Source organism: Bacillus sp. FSL K6-1012 (genome assembly GCF_037964915.1).
GTDB classification, from domain to species: domain Bacteria; phylum Bacillota; class Bacilli; order Bacillales; family Bacillaceae; genus Bacillus; species Bacillus halotolerans.
In genome coordinates this window covers 1191533-1216630 of sequence record NZ_CP150175.1, presented here as the reverse complement: position 1 = coordinate 1216630, position 25098 = coordinate 1191533, and the positions used below count along the sequence as shown (strand labels likewise).

Annotated in this window: 23 protein-coding genes and 1 pseudogene; 14 read left to right on the top strand and 10 right to left on the bottom strand. The window is 46.6% G+C overall.

Annotation, left to right across the window (positions count from 1 at the left end):
* The first annotated feature begins 33 nt into the window (after positions 1-33).
* The 5 genes from NSS75_RS06225 (at position 34) to NSS75_RS06205 (ending at position 4545) form a co-directional block, all read left to right on the top strand.
* Entirely contained in the window at positions 34-483 is a 450-nt protein-coding gene (locus tag NSS75_RS06225) for a GNAT family N-acetyltransferase (RefSeq protein WP_101860826.1), read from the top strand.
* Between the two features lie 4 nt (positions 484-487).
* Complete coding sequence (locus NSS75_RS06220; RefSeq protein ID WP_339236557.1) at positions 488-1339, top strand: GNAT family N-acetyltransferase; 852 nt, start codon at positions 488-490, stop codon at positions 1337-1339.
* Positions 1340-1427: 88 nt separating this feature from the next.
* Positions 1428-2696, top strand: coding sequence for an MFS transporter (locus NSS75_RS06215; protein WP_044156438.1), 1269 nt, complete (start codon positions 1428-1430; stop codon positions 2694-2696).
* Between the two features lie 8 nt (positions 2697-2704).
* The gene (locus NSS75_RS06210) at positions 2705-3820 is read left to right on the top strand and encodes a mandelate racemase/muconate lactonizing enzyme family protein (protein ID WP_339236554.1); all 1116 of its coding nucleotides are present in this window, start codon (positions 2705-2707) and stop codon (positions 3818-3820) included.
* 95 nt (positions 3821-3915) lie between these two features.
* Positions 3916-4545: a YitT family protein gene (locus NSS75_RS06205; RefSeq protein WP_010333695.1), complete on the top strand. Its 630-nt coding sequence runs from the start codon at positions 3916-3918 to the stop codon at positions 4543-4545.
* A gap of 45 nt (positions 4546-4590) precedes the next feature.
* On the opposite strand, the gene NSS75_RS06200 is transcribed toward NSS75_RS06205, so the two are convergent.
* Together NSS75_RS06200 and NSS75_RS06195 are read right to left on the bottom strand one after the other, a co-directional pair.
* Positions 4591-5349: a phosphosulfolactate synthase gene (locus NSS75_RS06200; protein ID WP_095713651.1), complete on the bottom strand. Its 759-nt coding sequence runs from the start codon at positions 5347-5349 to the stop codon at positions 4591-4593.
* A complete protein-coding gene (locus NSS75_RS06195) occupies positions 5346-6029 on the bottom strand; it encodes a 2-phosphosulfolactate phosphatase (RefSeq protein WP_339236550.1) in 684 nt (227 codons plus the stop codon). The genes NSS75_RS06200 and NSS75_RS06195 overlap by 4 nt, the downstream gene beginning before the upstream one ends.
* Before the next feature lie 200 nt (positions 6030-6229).
* On the opposite strand from NSS75_RS06195, the gene NSS75_RS06190 reads away from it, so the two are divergent.
* From NSS75_RS06190 to cysC, 3 genes are all read left to right on the top strand, one after another.
* Positions 6230-6940, top strand: coding sequence for a phosphoadenylyl-sulfate reductase (locus NSS75_RS06190; protein ID WP_024120870.1), 711 nt, complete (start codon positions 6230-6232; stop codon positions 6938-6940).
* Positions 6941-7074: 134 nt separating this feature from the next.
* The gene (gene sat / locus NSS75_RS06185; protein ID WP_326366223.1) at positions 7075-8244 is read left to right on the top strand and encodes a sulfate adenylyltransferase; all 1170 of its coding nucleotides are present in this window, start codon (positions 7075-7077) and stop codon (positions 8242-8244) included.
* The gene (gene cysC / locus NSS75_RS06180; protein ID WP_101863837.1) at positions 8241-8840 is read left to right on the top strand and encodes an adenylyl-sulfate kinase; all 600 of its coding nucleotides are present in this window, start codon (positions 8241-8243) and stop codon (positions 8838-8840) included. The genes sat and cysC overlap by 4 nt, the downstream gene beginning before the upstream one ends.
* Positions 8841-8865: 25 nt before the next feature.
* Here the strand turns inward: cysC and NSS75_RS06175 are convergent, their stop codons facing one another.
* Positions 8866-9669 (bottom strand): alpha/beta hydrolase, encoded by an 804-nt coding sequence (locus NSS75_RS06175; RefSeq protein WP_024120867.1) that lies wholly within the window; start codon positions 9667-9669, stop codon positions 8866-8868.
* Between the two features lie 207 nt (positions 9670-9876).
* On the opposite strand from NSS75_RS06175, the gene NSS75_RS06170 reads away from it, so the two are divergent.
* On the top strand, positions 9877-10515 hold the full coding sequence (locus NSS75_RS06170) for a pentapeptide repeat-containing protein (protein WP_213418715.1): 639 nt from the start codon (positions 9877-9879) through the stop codon (positions 10513-10515).
* A 1-nt stretch (position 10516) separates the two neighbouring features.
* On the opposite strand, the gene NSS75_RS06165 is transcribed toward NSS75_RS06170, so the two are convergent.
* The gene (locus NSS75_RS06165; RefSeq protein ID WP_326366222.1) at positions 10517-11974 is read right to left on the bottom strand and encodes a PLP-dependent aminotransferase family protein; all 1458 of its coding nucleotides are present in this window, start codon (positions 11972-11974) and stop codon (positions 10517-10519) included.
* A gap of 82 nt (positions 11975-12056) precedes the next feature.
* Here NSS75_RS06165 and NSS75_RS06160 point away from each other — a divergent pair, with 82 nt between their 5' ends.
* Together NSS75_RS06160 and NSS75_RS06155 are read left to right on the top strand one after the other, a co-directional pair.
* Positions 12057-12701, top strand: a complete 645-nt coding sequence (locus NSS75_RS06160; RefSeq protein WP_198097505.1) for a LysE/ArgO family amino acid transporter — start codon at positions 12057-12059, stop codon at positions 12699-12701.
* A 56-nt stretch (positions 12702-12757) separates the two neighbouring features.
* Positions 12758-13267, top strand: coding sequence for a DinB family protein (locus NSS75_RS06155; RefSeq protein ID WP_024120862.1), 510 nt, complete (start codon positions 12758-12760; stop codon positions 13265-13267).
* 51 nt (positions 13268-13318) lie between these two features.
* On the opposite strand, the gene NSS75_RS06150 is transcribed toward NSS75_RS06155, so the two are convergent.
* From NSS75_RS06150 to NSS75_RS06140, 3 genes are all read right to left on the bottom strand, one after another.
* Complete coding sequence (locus NSS75_RS06150) at positions 13319-14347, bottom strand: Gfo/Idh/MocA family oxidoreductase (RefSeq protein ID WP_198097506.1); 1029 nt, start codon at positions 14345-14347, stop codon at positions 13319-13321.
* Positions 14348-14551: 204 nt separating this feature from the next.
* Entirely contained in the window at positions 14552-15574 is a 1023-nt protein-coding gene (locus tag NSS75_RS06145) for a LacI family DNA-binding transcriptional regulator (RefSeq protein ID WP_024120859.1), read from the bottom strand.
* Positions 15575-15591: 17 nt separating this feature from the next.
* A complete protein-coding gene (locus NSS75_RS06140) occupies positions 15592-16455 on the bottom strand; it encodes an AraC family transcriptional regulator (RefSeq protein WP_024120858.1) in 864 nt (287 codons plus the stop codon).
* A gap of 123 nt (positions 16456-16578) precedes the next feature.
* Between NSS75_RS06140 and NSS75_RS06135 the strand changes: the two genes are divergently transcribed.
* On the top strand, positions 16579-17946 hold the full coding sequence (locus NSS75_RS06135; protein ID WP_024120857.1) for an MATE family efflux transporter: 1368 nt from the start codon (positions 16579-16581) through the stop codon (positions 17944-17946).
* Between the two features lie 28 nt (positions 17947-17974).
* Here NSS75_RS06135 and NSS75_RS06130 read toward each other — a convergent pair.
* A pseudogene (locus tag NSS75_RS06130) lies at positions 17975-18804 on the bottom strand (phytoene/squalene synthase family protein).
* Between the two features lie 286 nt (positions 18805-19090).
* On the opposite strand from NSS75_RS06130, the gene NSS75_RS06125 reads away from it, so the two are divergent.
* Positions 19091-19570 carry a DinB family protein gene (locus NSS75_RS06125; RefSeq protein WP_339236536.1) on the top strand — a complete coding sequence of 160 codons (480 nt, stop codon included), beginning with the start codon at positions 19091-19093 and terminating at the stop codon, positions 19568-19570.
* A 143-nt stretch (positions 19571-19713) separates the two neighbouring features.
* Here the strand turns inward: NSS75_RS06125 and asnB are convergent, their stop codons facing one another.
* Positions 19714-21558 (bottom strand): asparagine synthase (glutamine-hydrolyzing), encoded by a 1845-nt coding sequence (gene asnB / locus NSS75_RS06120; RefSeq protein ID WP_339236533.1) that lies wholly within the window; start codon positions 21556-21558, stop codon positions 19714-19716.
* 174 nt (positions 21559-21732) lie between these two features.
* Here asnB and NSS75_RS06115 point away from each other — a divergent pair, with 174 nt between their 5' ends.
* Positions 21733-22290: a DUF2777 domain-containing protein gene (locus NSS75_RS06115; RefSeq protein ID WP_339236530.1), complete on the top strand. Its 558-nt coding sequence runs from the start codon at positions 21733-21735 to the stop codon at positions 22288-22290.
* A gap of 29 nt (positions 22291-22319) precedes the next feature.
* Here the strand turns inward: NSS75_RS06115 and NSS75_RS06110 are convergent, their stop codons facing one another.
* Entirely contained in the window at positions 22320-25004 is a 2685-nt protein-coding gene (locus tag NSS75_RS06110; RefSeq protein WP_339236527.1) for a peptidase S8, read from the bottom strand.
* Between the last annotated feature and the right edge of the window lie 94 nt (positions 25005-25098).

The window sequence follows — 25098 nt, the reverse complement described above, 5'->3', positions numbered from 1 at the left end:
ATAGAAAATAAATCACATAGGAGGAGGAACATCATGCTTGAAGTGAAAACCATACCCGCAGAGGATACATATGAAATCAGGAACCGCATTTTGCGTCCCCATCAATCAATTGAACAATGCAAATATGAACAGGATCAAGCAGAAGGCTCTTTCCATCTCGGCGCTTTTTTTGAAGGAACGCTGATCAGCATCGCTTCCTTTTCTCCCGAAAATCAGCCGCTATTGACTGATTCACCCGCATATCGGCTTAGAGGCATGGCAACGCTCGAAGAATACCGTGATCAAAAAGCCGGAAGCACACTGATCACATACGCGGAGCAGAAGCTGGCCGATATGGGCGTGCAGGCGGTCTGGTGCAACGCAAGATACCATGTGAAAGGCTATTACGAAAAGCTTGGCTGGAAAGAACTTGGCGAGCCGTTTGAGATTTCCGGCATTGGCACCCATATTGTGATGTACAAAAAAACAGGAACAAGCAGGTGATGACATGCATTCAGCAATTGAGCTGATTCAGCTTACTGAAAAACATGTGCCCGGCCTATTGCATCTGTGCCGGCAAGCCGGGTGGCCGGATTACGGCGAACGAGAGCTGCAGTTGCTTGTAAAACATGGACGCTTCTTCGGGTATCAAAACAGCCAAGGAGACATCATCTCCTGCATCGGTTTGTTTTTGTATGGCCGACTTGCTTCTATCGGACTCGTTATCGTCGACAACGAGTACAAACGGCGAGGTCTGGGGCGGCGTATGGTGAATGCGTGTATCAGCCAAGTCGATGAAAACACCGCCATCATGCTTTGCGCCACGAAGGAAGGTTTGCCGCTTTATGAAAAAGCCGGATTTCAAACAGCGGGTTCAATCCGCAAATACAGCTGTCAAAGCTTCAAGCCGCTTACAAAGCAGCATGACATTGAACTGACATCTTTTACAGAAAAGGATTTTCCGGAATTAATCGCGGCTGATCAAGCCGCCTTTGGCGGGGACAGAGCAGCACTTCTGCATCATTTGATCTCTCAGTCAGCGGAATGTGTAATTGCCAGAAATAATGAAGGCACATTCATTGGCTATGGCTTATCTGTCCAAACACCGGCCAATCTGAAATTAGGCCCGCTTATCGCACCGTCACCGGGTCTCGCTGCTGTATTGGTCAACAGGCTGGCCGCAGGAAAACAAGGACCCATCCGAATCGACGTGCCTGGGGAAAGCCCGTTGCTGCATGACAGCCTGGAAGCAATGGGATTTCACTTAGACGATGAGCCCCCGCTTATGATGTACCAAAAAAAGATGCTGCCTGCACGAAACAGACAATTATTCGCTGTCATCTCACAGGCGCTCGGTTAACCTTTTTTACCCGAACAGGAAGATTCTGTTCGGTTTTTTTAATGCCTTCAGGGACACTCTAAGCAGAAGAAAAGGAGTGTGCTTTGAGATGGAAACATCAAAACAAAATAACGGAATGACGATTGTAGCTATCGGTTCAATCCCTTTAATATTAACCCTTGGAAACTCTATGCTTATTCCTATACTGCCAAAAATGAAATCTGAACTTCATTTATCCCAATTTCAAGTCAGTCTCGTGATCACGGTGTTTTCCCTGATTGCGGCGTTTGCGATTCCGATTGTCGGCTATCTCGCAGACCGGTTTTCACGGAAAATCATCATTATTCCCTGCTTATTTTTGTATGGAGCAGGCGGATTGCTGGCCGGGTTTGCGGCAGGTTTTTTTGACAATGCTTATCCGTGGGTCATGGCTGGCCGGGCTCTTCAGGGTATCGGAGCAGCCGGAACGGGACCGATTGCGATGGCGCTGTCAGCGGACCTATTTAAAGGCGCGCAGGAAAGCAGAGTGCTCGGCCTTGTTGAAGCGTCAAACGGAATGGGGAAAGTTCTATCGCCGATTATTGGCTCACTTATCGCCCTGATCGTTTGGTATGGCGCATTTTTTGCCTTTCCTGTGTTTTGTATCATTTCAATCGTGCTGACTTGGATTTTTATTAAAGAAAAGGAAAAAGAAAAAGAACCGCCTCCTATCGGAAAATATGCAAAAGGGCTGTTAAGTGTATTTAAGCATGAAGGCAGATGGCTGTTTACCGCTTATTTAGCCGGGGCTACCTGTTTGTTTACCTTATTCGGCATTTTGTTTTACCTATCAGACGTACTGGAAAAAACATACGATACAGATGGCGTCAAAAAAGGGCTGATTTTGGCGATTCCCCTTTTGGTCATGTGTGTGACATCCTATACGACGGGCAGCAAAATCGGACAAAAGCAATCGTTAATGAAAAAGCTGATCGTCATCGGTTTAGCGTTTATGACTGTGTCTTACGCGGCACTGTCATTCATTGAAAATCTCGTCCTCTTTATCAGCGTTCTCGTGCTGAGCAGTATCGGTTCAGGCCTTGTCCTTCCTTGTATAAACAGCTTTATCACAGGCGCTGTCGGCAAAGAACGACGGGGTTTTGTGACATCGCTGTACGGATCAGTGCGTTTTCTGGGGGTGGCGATCGGGCCTCCTATTTTCGGGCGCTTGATGCAGTGGTCAAGACCCGGCATGTTCTTAAGCATTGCGGGCTTGACACTGGTTGTCGGTATTCTTGTGCTTACGCTGATTCATGTCAAACAAAATAAAGACGAGACGAATGAAAAAGAAGAGCCTGCAATGAATGGCAATCGGCTTCAGCCGGCTGAGGAAAGGTAGCGTCCGGTTTGAAAATCGAACGGATCGAGACCTTTCCGCTCTTTCACCGATTAGAGAAACCTTACGGAGATGCAAACGGATTTAAACAATACCGGACATGCTATCTGATCAGAATTATCACAGAAAGCGGCATTGACGGCTGGGGAGAGTGCGCGGATTGGCTCCCGGCCCTGCATGTCGGTTTCACAAAACGAATCATTCCCTATCTCTTAGGTAAACAGGCAGGCAGCCGCCTGCCTTTAGTGCGCACAATCAAAAAATGGCATCAGCGGGCGGCATCGGCTGTAAGCATGGCACTGACGGAGATTGCGGCAAAAGCGGCAGGTTGTTCCGTATGCGACATGTGGGGCGGGCGGTACAGAGAAGAACTCCCTGTATATGCCTCTTTCCAATCATATTCAGACCATCCGCAATGGATAAGCAGCTCGCTTACGAATGTTGAAGTTCAATTGAAACAGGGCTTCAATCAAATCAAAGTCAAAATCGGCGGGACAACCTTTGAGGAAGATGTGCGGCATATCACTGCCCTGCAAACCACGGCCGGCAGCTCTGTTTCTATTATTCTGGACGCAAACCAAAGCTACGATACAGCAGCAGCTTTAAAGTGGGAGCGTCTTTTTTCGAAATGGGCCAATATCAGCTGGCTGGAAGAGCCTCTGCCTTTTGACCAGCCGCAGGATTACACTTTGCTGCGGAGCCGTTTATCCGTTCCTGTCGCCGGCGGAGAAAATATGAAAGGCGCGGCACAATTTGCGCCTCTCCTCTCACAGCGCTGCCTGGATATTATTCAGCCTGATGTCATGCATGTCAATGGAATCGATGAGTTTCGCGACTGCCTCCAGCTCGCGCGTTATTTCGGTGTGAGAGCGTCTGCCCATGCCTATGACGGCGCTCTTTCCCGGCTTTATGCCTTATTTGCGCAAGCCTGCCTGCCTCCGTGGTCAAAAATGGAGAACGACCAAATTGAACCGATTGAGTGGGACGTAATGGAGAATCCTTTTACAGAACTGATCAGCCTTCAGCCTTCAAAAGGAATCGTGCACATCCCAAAAGGAACAGGGATCGGCAGAGAAATCAATATGGAGATCATCAATCGGTATATGTGGGATGGTTCAGCGTTTTAAGCTGTCCCATCCCTTTATTTATAGACATAAATCATGGACAGCCTCATAAAATGGTAACAGCGGACAAGTCTTTTCATAAAGGAGCAAATGACTTAATGGCTGAACTGCTGATGAAAGCAAAACTCACGTTTATGATTGTCACAGGCGGTGTATTACAGGGACTCGGCATGTCCTTATTTTTATTTCCGCATGATATTCCGACAGGCGGGGCGGCAGGTATTGCGGTCTTATTGCACCATTTGTTTCACATTCCCCACGGCTTCTCGGTATGGGCTGTGAATGTGTCAATGCTTTTCACTGCTTTAAAATGGCTGGAGATGAGAACATTCACCGGCACTCTCGCCTCGATTACCGTCACCTCTGTATCGGTATTGATCTTCGATGTCATTTTTCCGGACATCACCTCAAACCTGTGGCTTGATTTGGCAAGCGGCGCTGTTTTATTAGGACTCGGCATCGGACTTTTATACAAATATAAAATTTCTAACGGAGGGTTCGGAGCCCTTGCTCTTATGATCTCAATTTACCGGGGCGGAAACCCGGGAACCATCTTGCTCATTATGAATTGCATCATTTTTATGATTACCGCATCAATTATTGCCTGGGGCATTGTGATTCAAGCTCTGATTTGCCAAGTGATATCAACAAGAGTCATCGACTTCATCTATAACATCCGCCTGACCTCTCTTCCCATACTTACGCCTATGTACCGTCATAAAAAATAATAGGCAAGAGGCTCTCCCGATACAGAGAGCCCCGCAGCCGCTGTTTTACAAATAAAAGGTATCGGATCTTAACCCCAAGCGCAAAGTCTCCAGAGCAATCGCATCATGAAATGAGATATTCGCCAGATTGACATTCGGCCCGATCCTTTGAATAAAACCTTGCTGGAGCGTTTTGTTCGGTGCTTCAAATATCATTCGGCTGATATCGATATCCGACAAAATGATATCATCAACGATTTGAAACCGGACATCTCCGCTGCTGGAACAGATCCCCCCTGTCCCGCTTTCCCTTGCTTCCGTAATCACTTTCTCTGCGCCTGCCTCCATATCTTCGAGAATATACTCAAGCCATTCCTCAGAGCACTGGCAGCTTGATACTTCCTCATCCTTGCTGCCCACCTCGCTGAGCACAAGAAATTCATCAGAAAAATCAGCAATATAAGCCGCTTTTTCTTTATTTGTCATCGGGAGAGTGCCGTTTGAAATCTCAATATATTCGCACCCGAAGTAAGTGCAGTACCGATGAAATTCGTTGACTTTATTCTGGCTTACATATTTCTCAAACAGCGTGCCGCCGAAGAAAAACTTCACGTCATGCTCTTTCAGGGAGCTGATTTTTTCTTCAAGGTCTTTCGTAAGTAATGAAGTGCCCCAGCCGAACTTCACAAAATCTATATAGTCGGATGCCGCGCCTATCACATCTTTGAAAAACTGTAAGGGGTAGCCGTTGTCGATTAAAATGGTCTGTCCGTTTTCCCTCGGTTTACTTGTTCTCATTGGCAATTCTAGTGAAAAATCATTCATATCATGACCCTCTCTATCGTTGGAACTTCTCTTTCTTGTTTTACTTTCATCACGAAGTCGCCCTTTATTTCTTTTATACAGTACGCAATGTCTTCCGAATCAAATAACGGCTGGCTCCTGTCAAAAAACTTCTCCGCAACGGATGAGTTTTTGATTCTTTCAATCACTTCGGCCGCCGCACCATTCGTCCCTTCTATGATGCTTTTGATATATTCCGCACACGCCATATCATCATCACCTGACGGATGGGAAGCCACAATGTTCAGCACACAATCTTTTGCAGCGAGCTTTTTCACATATTCCGCTGTTGTTCTGGCATTAGAAAATCCGGTCACAAAAAGATGCTTGGCCTTCAGCGCTCCTAACGCTGCTGTGACGCCGTTTGTCGTTTTCTGGATCAGCCGCTTATCCGCCATATCCTGCTCTGCCATACGTTTTGGAGAATTATCCAAATCAAACCCTTTGATTCCGACCCCCTTTTCCTCTCCTGTTAATACATAATCCGGATAGGTTTCTTTCAACTTGAAAGCTTCTTCAGTTGTCCGGACCAAGAGAATTTCTTTCGCCCCGCCGATAAAAGCAAAATGGGCCACGGTAAAGGCTCGAATGACGTCAATAACGATATTGATATCTGCCGGGGCAAGTGAATGATGATGCCCCTGATAAATGGTAATCGGCATAATACCTCTCCTTGGGCATAAAACCATTTTGCTAAAAAGCATATTCAGCTGGTCTCTTATTGGTTCCGCCGCGCCTCCGTCTCCTCATTTTAGGCGGCCGCACACCTAAAAACCCTGAACCTTTATCTCAAAAGTGAATAGTCTGCCTATAACTCGATCAATAGATAAAAAACAGACAGATGCAAAACGGGGGGAAAATATTGAACGAACACATCACCTTTGACACATGGAACGAAACGCTGGCAAAAGAGATGACGGACCAATTGATCGATGAGCTCGATGTATTGAAATGGGCTTACAGGACATACGGGGATAAGATCGTGTATGCATGCAGCTTTGGCGCTGAAGGGATGGTGCTTCTCGACTTAATTTCAAAGATCAACAAACATGCGCACATCATCTTTTTAGATACAGGGCTCCATTTTCAGGAAACATATGAGCTGATCGAAGCCGTCAAACAAAAATACCCGGCATTTACGATCCAGCTGCTTGAACCCGAGCTGAACTTAAAAGAACAAGCGGCGCAATACGGCGATGAATTATGGAAACACAACCCGAATCTCTGCTGTCAATTACGGAAAATTGCACCTCTGCAAAAACACTTATCTGGCATGACAGCTTGGATATCAGGTCTGCGCCGGGAGCAATCGCCGACGAGAAAGCATATTCAATTCATCAATCAGGATCAGAAATTTAAGCTTATTAAAATCTGTCCGCTCATTCACTGGACATGGGATGATGTTTGGACGTACATCCGGCTCCACAATTTGCCTTACAACAAACTGCACGATCAAAATTACCCGAGCATAGGCTGTGAAATGTGCACATTGCCTTCTTCAAACCCAAATGATGAGAGAGCGGGAAGATGGGCCGGACGCGAGAAAACTGAATGCGGTCTGCACCAGGAATGAAAGACCGTATGTCGTGAGAATGGAAGCGCCGGCAGGTTTCAATCTACATTTTCTATTGATGAGAAAGCCCGTCCAGCGAAGAAATGGCAGACTATTAAAAAACAATGTAAAACGCAAAGATGGAGGTTAAGCACGTGAATGCAATCGAGCCCCATGGAGGGGTGTTAATCAACCGCTTCGATCCCGCATGCACTTTTGATGGCTGCACTTGCGAAGCTGAGCTTGATCAGCTGGCACTGAGCGACCTCGAGCTTATCGCGATCGGCGGCTACAGCCCGTTAACAGGTTTTTTGGGAGAAAAAGATTATCATTCCGTTGTGAAAGAGATGAGGCTGGCGAACGGTTTGCCGTGGAGCCTGCCTATTACGCTGCCTGTCAGCGAAGAAACAGCCAAACAGCTGTCTGTCGGAAATCACGTGAAGCTTGTGAAACACGGCGTGACGTACGGCATGATGACAGTGACCGATATCTATCAGCCAGATAAAACACAGGAGGCGCTGTCTGTTTATAAAACAAACGATCCCGCCCACCCCGGAGTAAAAAAACTGCTGGAGCGTCCGGACTTTTGTATTGGAGGGCCTATCCTTGTCAGCCGCCTTCCCGATAAGTCCTTCGAACAGTTTTATGCAGCGCCGGCACAAACGAGAACGGCCTTTGATAAGCTCGGCTGGAAAACGATTGTCGGCTTTCAGACGCGGAATCCCGTTCACAGAGCCCATGAATATATTCAAAAAACAGCGTTGGAAACCGTCGACGGTCTGCTGCTTCATCCGCTAGTAGGAGAAACGAAATCAGATGATATTCCGAGTGATATCAGAATGGAAAGCTACCAAGTGTTGCTTGACCAGTATTATCCAAAGGATCGGGTGATGTTATCGGTGTTCCCTGCCGCCATGCGGTATGCCGGACCGCGTGAAGCGATTTTCCATGCGCTCGTCCGCAAAAATTACGGCTGCACCCATTTTATCGTCGGACGCGATCATGCAGGCGTCGGCAGCTATTACGGAACATACGACGCACAGACCATTTTCGGATCATTCACCGAGGAAGAGCTGGGTATCAAGCCGCTGTTTTTTGAGCATAGCTTTTACTGCCGGAAATGCGGAAATATGGGCACCTCCAAAACATGTCCGCACAGCGCGAGGGATCACATCCATTTATCAGGCACCAAAGTGAGGGAGCTTCTCCGCCAAGGCAAAAAGCCGCCGAAAGAATTCAGCCGGCCCGAGGTCGCAAGCGTGCTGATAAAAGGGCTCCATCAGCAGCCTGTTGCCATTCAGAGAAACAGCGGGGGATCAGAATGACACACAACCCGAATATCGTTTGGCATCCAGCGGTGATCCAAAAATCTGACAGACAGAGCTTAAACGGGCATAAAAGCTGCGCCCTTTGGTTTACCGGTCTGTCCGGCTCAGGAAAATCAGTGCTTGCCAATGCCGTAGATGAAAAGCTCTATCACATGGGAATTCGGAGTTATGTTCTTGACGGCGATAATATCCGCCACGGATTGAATCGAGATCTCGGCTTTCGGACTGAGGACAGAATCGAAAACATCCGCCGGATCGGGGAAGTCGCGAAGCTGTTTGTCGATAGCGGCCAAATGATCTTAACAGCCTTTATTTCTCCGTTCAGAGAGGATCGGGATATGGTCAGAGAGCTGTTTCCCGATGGAGAATTTCTCGAAATTTATGTGAAGTGCCCGCTCCAGATTTGTGAACAGCGGGATCCGAAAGGCCTTTATAAAAAAGCGCGCAACGGAGACATTAAACATTTCACGGGGATTGATTCTCCCTATGAAGCACCTCTTTCCCCCGATTTGATCATTGAATCTGACCAAACGTCCATTGCGGATGGAGCTGATTTGATCATCAAAAAATTGCAGCACAAAGGCATTATTTAAAAAACCCGACATTGATCGGGTTTTTTTATTTAGCAAACTGCGCAATCAGGCTGTTTATTTTTTCTTTTTCCTCATAAAAGAGCCCGTGCCCATTGTTTTCAAACGGAACCAATTCCGATTGCTTTATGCCGCGTTTTAATACTTTTGCAAAATCAAACGGAGCGATTTTGTCCTTTCTGCCGTGCAGGATGAGTGTCGGCACCTTGATTTCCGCCAGATCCTTTCTGAGATCCTCGTCTCTTAACGCAATGCCTGAGTGAATCGTTCCGTAAGAGGAAGCGTCCAGCAAAAGATTCTGGAACCATTGCTGGAACTCCGGAGAAACTTGTTTCTCAAAAAACTGTCTTCCCAGGTCAGCAAGCGTCTTCGGCCGATCGCTTTTGAATTGTTCAATCATGTCATCAATGTCCTGTTTCCTCATGCCGTACGGATAGCCCGGGCGCTTTGTAAATGCTGGCGCGGCCGCTGACAATAAAACCAGTTTATCGATATCGGCGCTCTCATGTCTTGCCATGTAACGGATCGCAATCGCACCTCCCATCGAAAAGCCGGCGAGAATCGCATTCTCAAGCTGCAGCGTATAAATGACGGCCTTCACGTCATCTGCCATCGTATTATAATCGTAGCCTTCCCACGGGCGGTCGGAATCACCGTAGCCCCGAAAATCGATGCCAATAAAACGGAATCCTCTTTTCGGCAGCTCATTCATTTGATATTCAAACATCTTATGGTTCAGCGGCCAGCCATGCAAGAAGATAATAGGCCTTCCATGCCCGATATCCTCCACAAACAGTGTCACATGCTCCTCGGTTTTTACGTAATGCCCCACTCCACATTCCTCCTATTCCCTTTTCTTTCCCGTCTTGTAAACGCCTTGACGTGCGGGAAGCTTTGCATTTATGCTTACAAAACAAGCGGGGTGCAGCACCCAGAAAAGGCTCTTCACGTTTTACTATATGTATCAATCCGCGGAAACGATCAATGAAATTGATCCTGATGGCTTTAGGTCATTCAGGAATGTAAAGGATGTCAAATGATGAATAAAACAGCGATTCAAAAACCGTACGTACCAGAAAACCTGCAAGCTGCCGATTTTCATGAAACGGCTGCAACAGATGATGTGATCAGCATGCATTTATTTGAAGATTGTTCAATTTCCGGGGAAGACATAGACAGGCTTTGTATTGAAAAAACTGTATTTCGGAATGTCGTGTTTATCGATGTTTCCTTTCGTTTTATTGAGCTGACAGATGTGATTTTCGAAAAATGTGATGTATCGAACGCCGATTTCAGCGGGGCTGTTCTACACAGAACTTTATTCAAGCAATCGAAAATGGTCGGGATGAACCTGGCGGACTCAACGCTGCGGAATGTGTCGTTCGAGGAATGTCACGGGCAATTCAGTTCATTTTATTATTCGAATATGAAACACGTTCTGTTTCGTCATTGTGTTCTTCTGCAAAGTGAATGCAGCAGCATGGCGCTCCAGCAGACACACTTTGATGCATGCGAACTGGAGGGCGCCAACTTTACCGGTACGTCACTTCAAAACGTGGACATCAGCTCCTGCCGGTTTGAACAGATCCATGTCTCACTAGACAAATTAAAGGGCTGCAAAATTGCTCCGGAGCACGCAATGGCCTTTGCCAGAGCGCTGGGAGCTGTCATCGTCTAGCTTAAGCCTGCGTCATCAGGCGGCGGGCTGTATCTGCAGCCGCCTTGATGCCGATTTTCAGATCCTGAAGAGACGCATAGGAATACGACAGCCGGATGCTGTGCCGGTCTTCGCCGTCATAAACGGAACCGGGGTTCACCAGCACCTGCTGTTTCAATAATTCAAGAAACAGCTGCCTGACAGGCAGTTGTTTGTGGAATGTGACCCATATATAAAAGCCGCCGGCTGGGATTTCCCACTCGGCAATATCTCCTGCATACTGCTGAAGAAGCTGAAGTGCCGCGTCTCTCCTTTTCTTCAGCTCCTTTCTTACCCAAGCGAGGTGTTCTTCATAATATCCTTGTGACAGCCATTGCGCCGCGGCCCATTGAGAGAGGCCGCTCGATCCGTAATCCGTCTGCATTTTAATGTCAGCCAGCCTTTCAATAACTGGTTCCGGGCCGGCCAGCCAGCCGATTCGAAGACCGGGGCTTACTGTTTTCGAAAACGTGCCGAGATACAGGACATTGCCTTCCTGATCCATCGACTTTAACGGCAGCGGCGGCTGTTCTTCAAACCACAAATCACCGTACGCATCATCCTCAATGACCGGCAGCTGCTCTTTTTTTGACAGACTGACAACCTCTTCCCTTCTCTTCTCTGACATGACAATGCCAGTCGGATTATGAAACGACGGAATCGTGTAAAGCAGCTGGCCCCCGTATTGCTTCCGGTAAGCTGAAATTAGCCCCGCCTGCATTCCTTCTTCATCCATCGGCACACCGCGAAGCCGCATCCCTGCGGATTGAAAAACATGCAAAGAGTGAAGATAGGAAGGTTTTTCTGTCAAAATGACTGAGTCCCGCTTTAAAAGCCCGATCGAAATGAGCTGGAGCGCCTGCAGTGCGCCGGATACAATTAAAATGGCTGAAGGTGACACATTGATATGCTTTGTTTTTAAATGCTCAGCCACCGCCTCTCGCAGGTCTATATTCCCTTTCGGCTGTTCGTATCCTAAAGACAGAACATGCGGATTGATTTGCTGAAACATCCTGCGCATCGTTTCAGCCGGCAGCAGCTCTGGTGAAAGCTCTCCCGTCCCCAGCCGAATGATATCCGCTCGCGCCTCGTTTTTATTGATATCCTGAATGATAGAAGAATTGGGATGATGAATCCCTGAGCGGACATAGGTGCTCCAATCAAGCGGCGGAGCTGACGCAAGCACGCTCCATGTGCTGTTTACTACCTTTGTGCCGCCGCCTCTTCTCCCCTCTAACAGACCTTGAGACGTGAGTTCATCAATTCCCGATGTCACTGTGCTTCGGTTGACCTGAAACATATCCGCCAGCATTCTTTGCGACGGAATTTTCGTCCCTACAGCCCACTCGCCATGGAGAATTTTTTCTTTTATATATTGTTCGATTTGCCGATGAAGCGGAATGTCCGATTCACGGCCCGGCTGCCAATGTGACAACGTCATGCCCCCTTTTTTCACATTATACATTTGGCTGGTTTCAAAACCAACCAAATGGCCGGAGACATGTAAAATCTTCTCTATTATTATGAGAAAAACAGATGTGAAAGGAGTTTTTTTCAGCATGAATGCAATGATTCACGGAATCGTGCTGGCCTTCGGCTTAATTTTGCCGCTGGGGGCGCAGAATGTGTTTATTTTTCAGCAGGGAGCGTGGCAAAGGCATATTTGGCTGGCGCTTCCAGCCGTCATCAGTGCTTCTGTCTGCGATACCCTGCTCATTGTGTTAGCGGTTGCGGGTGTATCTGTCATTGTGCAGCAGGTGCCTGTTTTTGAGACGGGAATGATGGCCGTGGGATTTTTGTTTCTCATTTACATGGGCTGGGTGACATGGAACAGCCGTCCGAAAACGGATGACAAAGAAAACAATATATTCACAGCAAAGAAACAAGCCGCATTTGCCGCAGCCGTGTCTCTGTTAAACCCGCACGCCATTTTAGACACTGTCGGCGTCATCGGTACAAGCTCTTTACAATATTCTGGACTGGAGAAATGGCTCTTTATGGCCGCCTGCATCGCTGTGTCTTGGATTTGGTTTATCAGTCTTGCAATAGCGGGCCGGCTGTTTCAGACGATAGATACGAGCGGCAGGCTTATGTTGATCGTAAACAAATGTTCTGCGGTGGTAATGTGGGCTGCCGCCGTCTATTTCTTGTTCTCGATCTTTCGTTAACTGGAGGAAACCACAGCCTAAACATCGAATTGTATTTAGAAAAGGGGGCGATGTTTGTGACTGATGCTAAACAGTTTTATGACTACCATTCCTGGGCGAACAAGCGAATCTTGAACCATATCGAACACCTGCCGGAGGAAACTGCTTATCAAGAAGTAAAGAGCGTATTCCCTTCAGTCAGTGACGTACTGCTTCATATGTGCAGGGCTGACTACATATGGCTGAACGTTCTTTCGGGAGTGGACTACCAAGAGATTATAGACGGCACAGGCAAATTCGAGTCCGCGCATGGCAATATGGCAGCGATTAAACAGCACGCTTCCGAGTTGGAATTACAGTATCATCATTTCTTCAGCCGCCAAACGGACTTAGAACAGACCTTCTCCATGCAGCATCCGAAACTCGGTACACTGGAATCAACCTATGCAGACACCATCCTGCATGTCGTTAATCACGGCACTTATCACAGAGGGAACGTGACGGCCATGCTAAGACAGCTGGGCCATTCAGGCGTACCTACTGATTATATGTACTATTTATATGAGAAAAGAGAAAGCAAGGGCTAAACTGTCCTTGCTTTTTTTGGCGGAAAAGCCTCAAATGGAGCCTATTAACTTTTACATACCTGTATAAGCACGCTCCACATCAAGCTGTACAGGCCTGCCGCTTCGATACGAATCGGTCGCGGCGATGCCGACTTCTAAATTGATCGTCGCATCGACATCTGTCACAATCGGTGTTTTTCCATTCCGGACGCACTCTGCAAAATGCTGCAGTTCTAAGCAGTAGGCTTCATGAAAACGAGTTTGAAAGTCTGGGATGATCTCATAGCTGCTCCCTTTAGCGGTCAGGATGGTCACATTTTGGTTTCTCAATGTCCCTATGAAAATACTGCCTTCTGTCCCGATAATTTCTGCACGGATGTCATGGCCGTATGGAGAGGTTCTGCTTGCCTCGACGTCTCCCGCTGCGCCGGAATTAAACTCTAAATACGTCAGCGCCTGATCAACATCGCCGTATTGTTCCATAAACGGGTTGTTTAAAATCCGGCCGTGTCCGGAAACAGAAGTGATCTCCGCTCCGAGCAAATAACGGGCAATATCGTAATCATGGATGGAACAGTCGATAAAGATCCCTCCGCTATGTTTGATAAACTCAGCGGGAGGCGCTCCTTGATCGCGTGTAAAGCCTTTATAATAGATGGGTTTGCCGATCTCACCCGCGTCTATCCGCCGTTTCGCATCCGCATATGCAGGATCAAAACGCCTCATAAAACCGACTTGGCAGATGACACCTGTCTCTTTTATTTTTTCAGAAACTGATTTTGATTCCTCAAGGTTTAATGTCAGCGGTTTTTCAACGAAAATCTGCTTGCCGTTTTCCGCCGCTTTGATGATCATTTCCCCATGTGTGCTTGTCGGCGTTACGATGACCACTGCATCAATCTCGGAATCTGCTAAAATCTCATGCGGATCATCCGACCATTTTTCAAGCCCGAATTCTTTAGCGACCTGCTCGGCTCTTTCTGTCATCGGATCACCGACACTGACAAGCTCAGCTCCCGGAACGCTGGTCATAAGGTTTCTTGCGTGATAGTATCCCAGTCTCCCTAACCCTAATACCGCGCATCTTACTCGATTCCCCATGTCCTCATCTCCTTATTCTCCTTTTTTTTCGCCTAATGAAAGCGCTTTACCAGAATGATTAAAAAAATAGCGGTTCATCCACTATTTGGCCGATATATTTTTGCGCAAGCGCTTTCTCAAAAGGTGATTTCATTTTACAATGTCCTTTCTTCCCATGCAATATCTTTTTCGCCTTCGCTGTCAAAAAGAAAAGAACCCGCTGCATTATCGGATTCTTTTCTTGAACGGTGCTGTAGAATGTCTGATCACTAGCTCGGGTGATAACACTATTTTTTGTTTTGCCTTTCGTTTTCCTTCGATTTCTTCCGCCAGCAGTTCAATGACGCGCTGCCCCATTTCTTTAATCGGCTGGGCTACCGTTGTCAGGGGCGGATCGACCATTTCAGCAAGGATGGTGTTATCAAACCCGATGATGGACAGGTCATCCGGAACCTTGATGCCTCTTATTCTCGCTGCCTGAATGGCGGCACAGGCCAATACATCGTTAAAAGCAAAAATAGCGGTTGGCCTATCCCTGTCCAGCAATTTTCCCGCCTCTTCCTTTCCGCTCTCCAAAGAGAAGCGTGTCGGAACAATCAGCGACTCATCGACCGGCACATTCGCTTCCCCCATCGCCTGCCGGAATCCTTTGATTCTGTCTGTTTCACCTGTCGTTGACCCGTCACCCACAATGCAGGCAATCCTCGTGTGGCCCAGTGACAAAAGATGCTTGGCAGCCTCATACCCGCCGAGAACATCATCCATCACAACAATATCCATCGGAAGAAGGGGCTTATCCTGAGAAATCATGGCGAGCGGGATATGTTCGCTAATGATTTCCTCTAAAGCTGACATGCTGTCATGATTCTCAATTCCTGTCGCAAAAATGATGCCGTCTACGTTTTTTTGCTTTAGGACAGAAAAATATTTCGTTTCTTTTTTCGGATCGTAATCGGTACTGCAAATGATCATCTGAAAACCAAGCTCATCCGCTCTTTCCTCTATGCTTTTCGCGAGCTCGCCGTAAAACGGGTTTGAAATATCAGGCGTCACAAGGCCGATAATATTGGTCCGCTTTCCCGATAAAGCAGCGGCGTGGACATTGGGCGTGTACTCCATTTCCTTCATCACATTCATGACCCTTTGCCTTGTTTTGTCACTGATCCGGCCCGTATGGTTAATGACGCGCGATACGGTCGTGATCGAGACACCCGCCTTCCTCGCCACATCGTAAATTGTCGTTTTCATCTTCATCCCTCGTCTGCTCATTGAACTTTCCGGCTGACAATTTTCCGGTATTCAATTGGTGAAATGCCTTCAATTTGCTTAAAGAGCTTTGAAAAGTATGTCGGGTCCTCCATTCCAATCGTTTCCGCGATGACGCCCATTTTATCATTTGTCGAGGATAAAAGACGCTTTGCTTCAGTCATTCTCACCCGATTTGTGTATTGCCCCGGCGTGACACCAAGCACTTGCTGCATGCAGCGGGTCACATAATCCTGATTATAGTGCAGGGCGAGCGACAGATCCTTGATTGTCGTTTTCTCCTTATAATGCTCCTGTAAGTATCGGGCCGCCTCCCATGCCACCCGCTCTTTTGCAGATGGAATTTGAAACGCCTCCTTTTGAAGGTGCAGCATCAGCTCTTCAAACAAGATTTGTTTTCTGAGCGGCAAATCGGAGTTTTCTGCGGAGTAATCAATGAGCCTTTCAAACTGCTGCGCCATAAATTGCGGGCGTTGCACCTTGCCTTTTCTCGGCAATGCGAGCCCGTAGCGGGCCGGCTCCTCGAAGCTCCCCTTTTCCTGCTGAAGCTCTGCCCAATTGCTGCCCCCTTTTGCGGTAAATTCATATTGATGTTCATCAAAGTGAAGCCAATAATAGGAGGTCGCTTCATCACTGCCCTTTGTCCCATAGTGTTCAAGACCGGGAGAAAGCAAGATATATTCGCCCCCTTCAACAGAGAACGATTTTTCATTTTCAGTGATATATAACGTCCCCTGCTTGACGTATATCAGATCAAATACAGAAAAAATGCGTTTGACATGGGTTTCTCCTTTTTTAAAAACCCCTTCTCCGGCTGCGATAAATACCGGAAAAGGGGGGACTGTAAACAGGATGCGAGGCAATTTGATCACCCTCCTTTTTAAGTCGGATTTTTGCAAGAAGTATCGTTTCTCTCCCTTTTTATTATAAGGAAATGGAGGTACACTTTAAAACGTTGATTTTATTTACGAAAGGGGTTAGACACTATGAAACAAGCTGTCTTCAAATCAACTGCTTTGAAAAAACCCGCTGACAAATCGTTCTCATTATTTTCGCTTACTTGGCCGATCTTTATTGAGGTCTCATTATATATGTTTATGGGTAATGCTGATACACTGATGCTCAGCCAATACTCAGATAACAGTGTGGCGGCAGTCGGCGTCAGCAACCAGATTTTGAATTTAATTATCGTGATGTTCAGTTTTATCGCAACAGGAACAACTGTTGTCATCTCACAATTTTTAGGATCCCGGAAAAAGAAAGAAGCTATGGAAGTCGCTTATGTGTCAATCGCAGCCAACTTCTTCATCAGCCTTGCGATCAGCGCTCTCATCTTTTTTGCGGCAATTCCTCTGCTTCATATGATGGGATTATCAAATGAGCTGATGCCTGACGCTAAAGTCTTTTTACAAGTTGTCGGAGGTCTGTCCTTTATTCAGGCTTTAATCATGACATTCAGCGCGATCTTAAAAAGCTATGGCTACACAAAGGATACAATGTTTGTCACAATCGGCATGAACATTTTAAACATTGCCGGAAACTTTGTTGTCATTTTCGGTCTGTTCGGCTTTCCAGTTCTCGGCGTAGCCGGTGTTGCCATGTCCACATCTATCGCGCGTGTTATCGGATTAATCGCGATGATTGTCATTGTAAACAAACGCATTCAGCTGAAGATGTCGTTGAAAAAAGTATTTCATATGCATAAAGACCATTTGCGCAAGCTGCTGAAAATCGGCATTCCTTCAGCAGGCGAACAGCTTTCTTATAACCTTTCGCAAATGATTGTCACTTATTTTATTGCCATCATGGGGGCGCAGGCTTTAACAACCAAAGTGTATACGCAAAATATTACGATGTTTATTCTGCTCTTCGGGACTGCGATCAGCCAAGGCACACAAATTTTAATCGGCCGCTATATCGGCGGCAAACAGTTTGACGCTGCTTATGAGCGCTGCATGAAAAGCTTGTATTGGGCGCTCGGAATTGCTGCGGCCACATCTGTTTTGATGACAATCTTTTCAAAAGATCTTATCGGCATCTTCACACAAAGCCCTGATATTATCGCTACCGCAAGCCTTTTGATTGCGATGACCATCATCCTTGAACCGGGCCGCTCGTTTAATGTGATTATTATTAACTCTCTGCGCGCCGCGGGGGATGCGAAATTCCCGGTCTACATGGCGATGATTTCCATGTGGGGCATCGGCCTTCCGCTTGCTTATCTATTCGGCATTCATCTCGGTTTCGGGCTTGCCGGCGTATGGATTTCTTTTATCGCGGATGAATGGGTCCGGGGAATCTTAATGTACAGAAGATGGCGCTCACGGATCTGGATTCAAAAAGGTATGGCGTAACACCCGGCAGAACAAGCCGGGTGTTTTTTTACAGCTCGGACAGAATCATTTTTGCTTCGCTGTCTGTTAAGGCATGCTTGTGTCCAAATACGTTGTACTGCTCTGCTCGGATTTTTTCCAGAATGGCTCGGTACAGCTGAGCTGCAGCTTTTACCGCTTTTTGAGAATACTGAGGGAAAATCGGCAGGGCATCCAGGCACTCTTCAAGGTAGGCCTCCGCTTCAAAAGCGATGTACTCCCACGTCATCGTGAACGCTTTATTGACGGTGCCTTTTTGGAGATCGTCTTCCGTATAGCCGAATTGCTGCATCACCTGGCGGGGAATGCGGTTTTTTTGATGCTGGTCCGTTCCGAGATTGTTTAAAATTCGAATCAGCTGTATGGCCAAGCCGAGAGAGACCGCTGCTTGTTTGAGCTGATCTTGATTTCGGCGCGTCAGCATCGGCAGCAGCATCAATCCCGCGTTTCCGCCCGTCTGATATGCGTCCATGAGCAGTTCATCAAGGGTTTCATGCGTCTTCGATTCATCTTTCTTTGCGGCAAGGAACTCCCGAAAAGGCTCGCTGTCTAATGTAAATGTCTGATACGCATGGTCGAACGCTTTCCACAAATCGTGTTTCCCGTTACTTGCCCTTTGAAAAACATGTTCAGCCTCAGCTTCAAATACAGGTATCGCCTTCTCGTCTGCACTGGCTGCCGTATGGCAAAACGCCAAAACCGACCAAGCAGCTTGTCTTTGCTTCAGCGGGAGAAATGAGAATGCCTGGTAACAGGCTGGCGCGTATTCGCTGACAATCTGTCCGCACTGCTGATAAGCTTCTTTTATCTCTTTCATTTCTTTTCACTCCTATGTATCACTGCTTCTTCAAGTCTATTATGTTTTCTCCTAATTGTATATGAAGAAAAAGCCGATTCTTACTTTGTAAAAGTAACAAGAATGAAAAATGCGCAACATGCTGCTTCAATCATATAAACCTCGAATACCTAGTCTGAACAGGACCATCAACGAGATATGCTTTTTTATTTTTAATGCCATACAACAGATAGAGATTAAACACTTCTCAATCACTGCTTCAATAAAAGAGGAATCACGGAAAAAAGGGCTAATTGTTATTTAATACATTATAGTAATGGAGTGAGTTCAGTGATAAAATTTTTTGAATATAACTGGCAGGTTAGAGATCAATGGTTTACTTGGTGTCATCAACTAAGCACTGAAGAGTTACTTAAAAACCATCTTGGCGGGGTAGAGAATATTTTATATACCCTTTTTCATATTATTGACGTGGAATATAGTTGGGTTCGTGCTATCCAAGGAAAAGAAGATATCGTTGTTCAGTTCGCTGATTATCAAACACTCGATAAAGTGAAATCCCTCTCAAATACATTCCGATCTGAAATTATTGATGTTTTAGAAACACATTCAGAGCAAATAAAAGATGAACTTGTAAGCGTTCCTTGGGAGAAAGATGTTCTATATACGCGAGATGAAATATTACACCATATAATCGCTCACGAAATCCACCATATTGGTCAACTTTCTGTATGGGCTAGGGAATTAAAGTTAAGCCCAGTATCAGCTAGTTTTATCGACAGAACATTAAAACCTATTCATTCATATTGAAGGAACGTGGGGACTTTGGCGCAACAACACTTCGATATTGCTGTTGTAAAAAAAGGATAGATAGAGCATATATTTCTCTGCCCATCTATCCTTTCTTATTTTAATCTATACATCTCCGGCTTTTAAAAACATTTGCATAGAACCTACCTCTCGTCAATATCAATCCGATACGCCTCAAACCATGTATGAATTTGGGCAAGATGGGCGATCAGCTGCGGTCCTTTCATCAGCTGTCCGTACCATGGGACCTGAAAGGAGGAGCCTTCCGTGTCTAAAAGCTGATCCAATTGGTTTCTGTCCAGCAAGGTATGGAGCACGGAGTCCTTTTGGCTCCTGATCGCTTTCAGCCACTCGCTGACGCCTTTTGTATATTCAGGATGGTGCGTTTTCGGATACGGACTTTTTTTACGATATAAGATTTCATCAGGCAAAATGCCTTCAAGCGCTTTTCGCAAAATGCCTTTTTCCCGGTTGTCATGCATTTTCATTTCCCATGGGATATTCCAGACATATTCAACGAGCCGATGATCTGCAAACGGCACCCGCACCTCAAGGCTCGCCCCCATGCTCATGCGGTCCTTCCGGTCCAAAAGATTGGTCATAAACCAAAGCATATTTAAATAGAACAGCTGTCTTCTTGCTTTATCCTCACCTGTTTCACCGTCTAATAACGGCGTTTCGGCCAAGGTTTCTTCGTATTTCGCATGTACGTATTCTTTCAAATTCAATTTTTTTTGCCACGAACCGGAGAGCAGCTTCACCCGCTCTTCAGTTGATCTCATCCATGGAAAACCGGACTCAACGTCTGCTGTATGGAACCACGGATATCCGCCGAAAATCTCATCCGCGCATTCTCCTGACAGGCTGACGACAAAGTCCTTTTTGATTTCACGGCAAAACCACAATAGGGATGAGTCGACATCAGCCATTCCCGGCAGGTCTTTGACCAGAACGGCTTCCTCCAAATGATCGACGAGATCTTTTTGGCTGATGACGCATTTATGGTGCGTCGTGCCGAAAGCCTCTGTCATTTTTTCAATCCACGGCCCGTCGTCATTCGGCTGAAAGGCGCTCGCTTGAAAAAATTTGTCGTTTTCTTCGTAATCAATCGAATAAGTATGAAGCGGGGCTTTTCCTTCCTTTTCAAAATGGCCTGCGGCAATGGCGGTAATCGCACTCGAATCAAGTCCGCCGGATAGGAACGTACAAACCGGAACATCCGACACTAGCTGCCGCGTCACCGCATCCTGAAACAACGATCTCACATTGGCCACACTGTCTTCAAAGCTGTCCGTATGTTTCTCGCTTTTGACATTCCAATAACGCCATATGTTCAGTCCGTCTTTAGAAAACGTCAGCGCATGGGCTGGACGGACTTCATTAATGCCTTTAAACACGCCTGTCCCCGGGGTTCTGGACGGTCCGAGCCCGAAAATTTCCGAGAGACCCGTTCTGTCCACCCGCGCCTTCACCTCGGGGTGTGCGAGGATGGCTTTGAGTTCTGATCCGAAGAGAAAAGAAGAGCCTTGCTCCGTATAAAAAAACGGCTTCACGCCAAGACGGTCTCTCGCCGCAAACAGCAGATCACGCTTTTCATCCCACACGGCAAAGGCGAAAATGCCGTTCAAGCGATCCACACAATTCTCCTGCCATTCAATGTAGCTGTGCAGCAACACCTCGGTATCAGATGTCCGCTCGAACTGATGGCCCCGCGCCCGCAGCTCTTTGCGCAGATCTTCCGTGTTATACAGCTCACCATTGTAAATAATTGTGTACGTATCCCCTTTATAGGTGCATGCCATCGGCTGGCGTCCGCCTTCAATATCAACAACCGCAAGCCTTTTATGTCCGAATAAAACATGGTGCTCTCCCCAAACGTTAGAATCATCAGGCCCCCGTTTGGAAAGAGTGTCTGTCATTCTGTTCATCGTTTGTTTTTCTTGGACGAGCTGCTTTTTAAAGTCGACCCAACCCGTAATTCCACACATGTGATATCAGCTCCAATCCCGTTTCTTTCGGTATCAAATTCGTTTCTTTCAGCACCTTAGTAAGTTTATGCATCTATAGACAGATAGTTGATTTGTCCACAAAAGAGTTGTATGGGACAGGCTTGTATTGGAAAGAAAAGAGAGGAACGAAGAAAAAAGGAGAGCACTTCATTTATGAAACGAAAACAATTTCTATATAGAGATGAACAGAAATGGGAATACGGCACCATTCTGGTCGAAGAAGGCATATGCTTAATCGAAAACCAGGAAGGTGAAGTGCTGCTGGCGGAAAGTCTTCAAAACAGACCGATCTGGATTCAGCGCGAAGGGAAGTGGGAGCAGGCCGATTTCCAGGACAAAATGGTTCTGACATGTTGCGGAGAAGACATCTCCCTTTCCGGCGGAGAATGCATACGCTATGAAAAATCGGTAAAACGTCCGCTTATGACGCTTCTGGATTCGCTGGATGATGAAACCTTTCTCGCTTTTTTGCAGCATTTGCACAGCTTTGGTTTATCGGTATTCGATTGCGTGTTTTCTTATAATAAAGAGGTCTTTTCAAATATCTCAGAGGAACATGGTGTTTCCTTTTATCACTTTTCAAATGATACCGCCCAATGCGCGCTGCAGCACCATTACAGCAGAGGAGCGGCTGGCGACCGGTTCGAATGGACGGCTTCCGATGGAAAACGTTCCATTATGTATTCAGCGGTCCAGCGGGGACGCAAATAAAAAAGCGGTGCTTCAGCACCGCTTTTTCTTTATTTTTCTACAACAACCTTTACAGCCTTGCTTTCTTTTTTATCCGTATCAGCTGCCGTGACGTACAGCACCGTACCGGCTTTTTGTTTTTTGATTTTTACCGTAAAGGCACCTTTTGCGTCAGCTTTACCAGAAGCGATCACTTTTTTCGATTTGTTTTTCACTTTGATCACCGCTTTGCTGTTGGCCGTGCCTTTTACTGCTGTGTCTTTCGTTTTGACAGCCTTTACTTTCGGTGTGCCGGATGGTTTTCCTTTCACGACAACCACTTGTATGGATGTTTTTGCATCGCCTTTTGAGGCTTTCACATGCAGGACTTTATCTTGTTTCTGAGTCGGGATGCTGACTTTAAATGCACCGTCTTTTCCCGCTTTGGCACTGCCGAGTTTTTTCTTGCCGCTCATCACCTCGATCAGCGTGCCTTCTTTCGCTTTTCCTCTGACGGCTGTTTGCGTGCTTTCCAGCTTATTGACCTTCACCTGTAAATCAACAGCGCTGACAGCCTGCATCACATTCAGCCGGCCGTATCCGGAATGCCAGTCAACTCCTGGAATGCGGGGAATTTCGATTGGATCGCCATTATCGTCATACATTTCCTCTTCTTCACCGTCGGCGCTTTCAAAGGAAATATCGTCCGCTGTCTTTTTCAGGATATCCTCTGCTTCTGTTCTTTTAAGTTTCGGATTTTGCGCAAACAGCAGCCCTGCCGCAGCTGCCGCATAAGGCGTCGCCATGGACGTTCCGCTCATGTACGTCACATTTCCGTTCGGCACCAAGCTCGGGATATCAGAACCCGGCGCACTGATGTCGAGACCTTTCCCGTAGTTAGAAAAGTCTGCTGTCATATCCATGCGGTTCGTCGCTCCGACTGACATGACATATTTAGAGGAAGCTGGGTAAGATAAGGAATTGGCTCCGTCATTTCCGCTGGCTGCCGCAATCAGGACGTTTTTGTCAGCCGCGTATTTCAAAGCAAATTCAAGCACGCGGCTGTAGCCTCCGCCTAAGCTTAAGTTAATGACCTTTGCTCCTTTGTCAGCTGCGTATTTGATGCCGAGGGCAATTTGTTCAGTATCTCCGGAGCCTGTTGAATCAAGCACCTTAACCGGTATAATTTTCGCTTTGGCGTTCAGGCCAGTCATGGAATAGCCGTTATCACTTTGGGCGGCGATAATGCCGGCGACATGCGTTCCATGCCCTTGATCATCCATTGCATTGTTATTCCGTCCCACAAAATTGTGTCCCAGATCGGTTCTTACTTTCCCTTTTAAATCAGCAAGCGTACTGTCTACACCTGTGTCCACAACCGCAATCAATGTATCGTTCAGCTTGCGCTTGGACAGCAATGTGCTGGCAGGCTCATATTTGACATCTGCATTTTTGATGCCGCCGTTTTCACCATTGTTTCTAAGCGGCCACTGGTAAGAGTACTGAACGTCGTTAGACATGCTTTTGTATTCCTGAACCGGTTCAGCAAATTCTACGTTAGACATTTTGGATAATGTCGCGGCAGCGCTTTTCACACGTTTTGCGCTTGCCGTGTATGTCCCGCTTTGCTTTTGATCCTTCGGCAGTTCAAAAGAATAGAGGTTGTCAAACAGTTTCTTTGCCTTTTTCACATTGGAAATGTCTTGTTTCGATTGCGCGCTGGCAGAAAAGCCCTTCATTTCGTTATGTACTGATGAGAGGCTTTTATTGTCTTTTACCTTAAAAATCACCTTTGTTGTCTGAACTTCGCTTTTTGCCGCCAGGCTGTTTTCAGATAAAACCGCTCCTGCCGTCTTGCCCTCAAGCTTTGTGATGTTTAATCGCTCCGCCTGTTTCTTTATATCCCCTTTCAGGAAAGACGGAACGGATTGTAAAGCTGTTTCATATAACCGATTGATTGCTTTTTGATCCTTTTCGGTTACCTTATATGCAGACGCTGCGCCATTTTCTGACACATCGTCAAACATCGGTTTTAACGTCACAAGATCTTGATAGACTTCATTTCTCTCTGTTTTATTGAGTGCGAGTTTTGCAGCAATAAATGGAGCCGCTTTGTAGTAAAGGCTTGTCAGTTCTTTGCCCTCTGCTGTTTGGCTGAGCTGCTCATCACGAATCGCTCTCAGCTTTGCCAGAATGCCTTTTCCCGATTTTTTCTGATCGACACTCATTTCCACCGGGCAGGCTTCTGCCTCTTCCAGATCTGAGGGCTGCTTTTTGGTGCCTGTATATCCAATCGTATATTTGGCTTCGGCAGCTGCTTCTGCGCTTCCTCCGTCTTCCGTTTCCTCTTCCCCAAGGTTCTCAACCTTTACATAGTAAGGGCCGCTCCATGCATAAGGAAAAACAATTTCACTCTTTCCATCCTCTGCTGTGTAGGAACGGTACATGTCAAACGTCTCATCTTTAAGCGCTTTTTCCTTGCTTGGGTAGACAGATACATTCAGAACAGCATCACTCTTAACAGTCAGTGCCATATGAGAGTCTTTCTGAATATCTGCCTTTCCCGGATTCACTTGATACCATTTCGCCTGCTCCGGTTCCTTCATGGTTCCCGTTTGTTCTTTTCCTTTTTCCAGCACACCAGCTACATCAATGGTTCCGGCAGCAGCTGCTTTGGTGCCTGGAGAAAAAAGGCTGAAGATCAGTGCGAAAATGAGCACTGCCGCCAAAAAAGAGCTGAATTTTCTTCGTTTCATGTTATCCCTCCTGTAAAATAATGAATCTTTTTGAAGAGTATCATAATTTCATAGGCCGAGATACCGCTTACAGGGAATTTTAAGGTTATTTTAA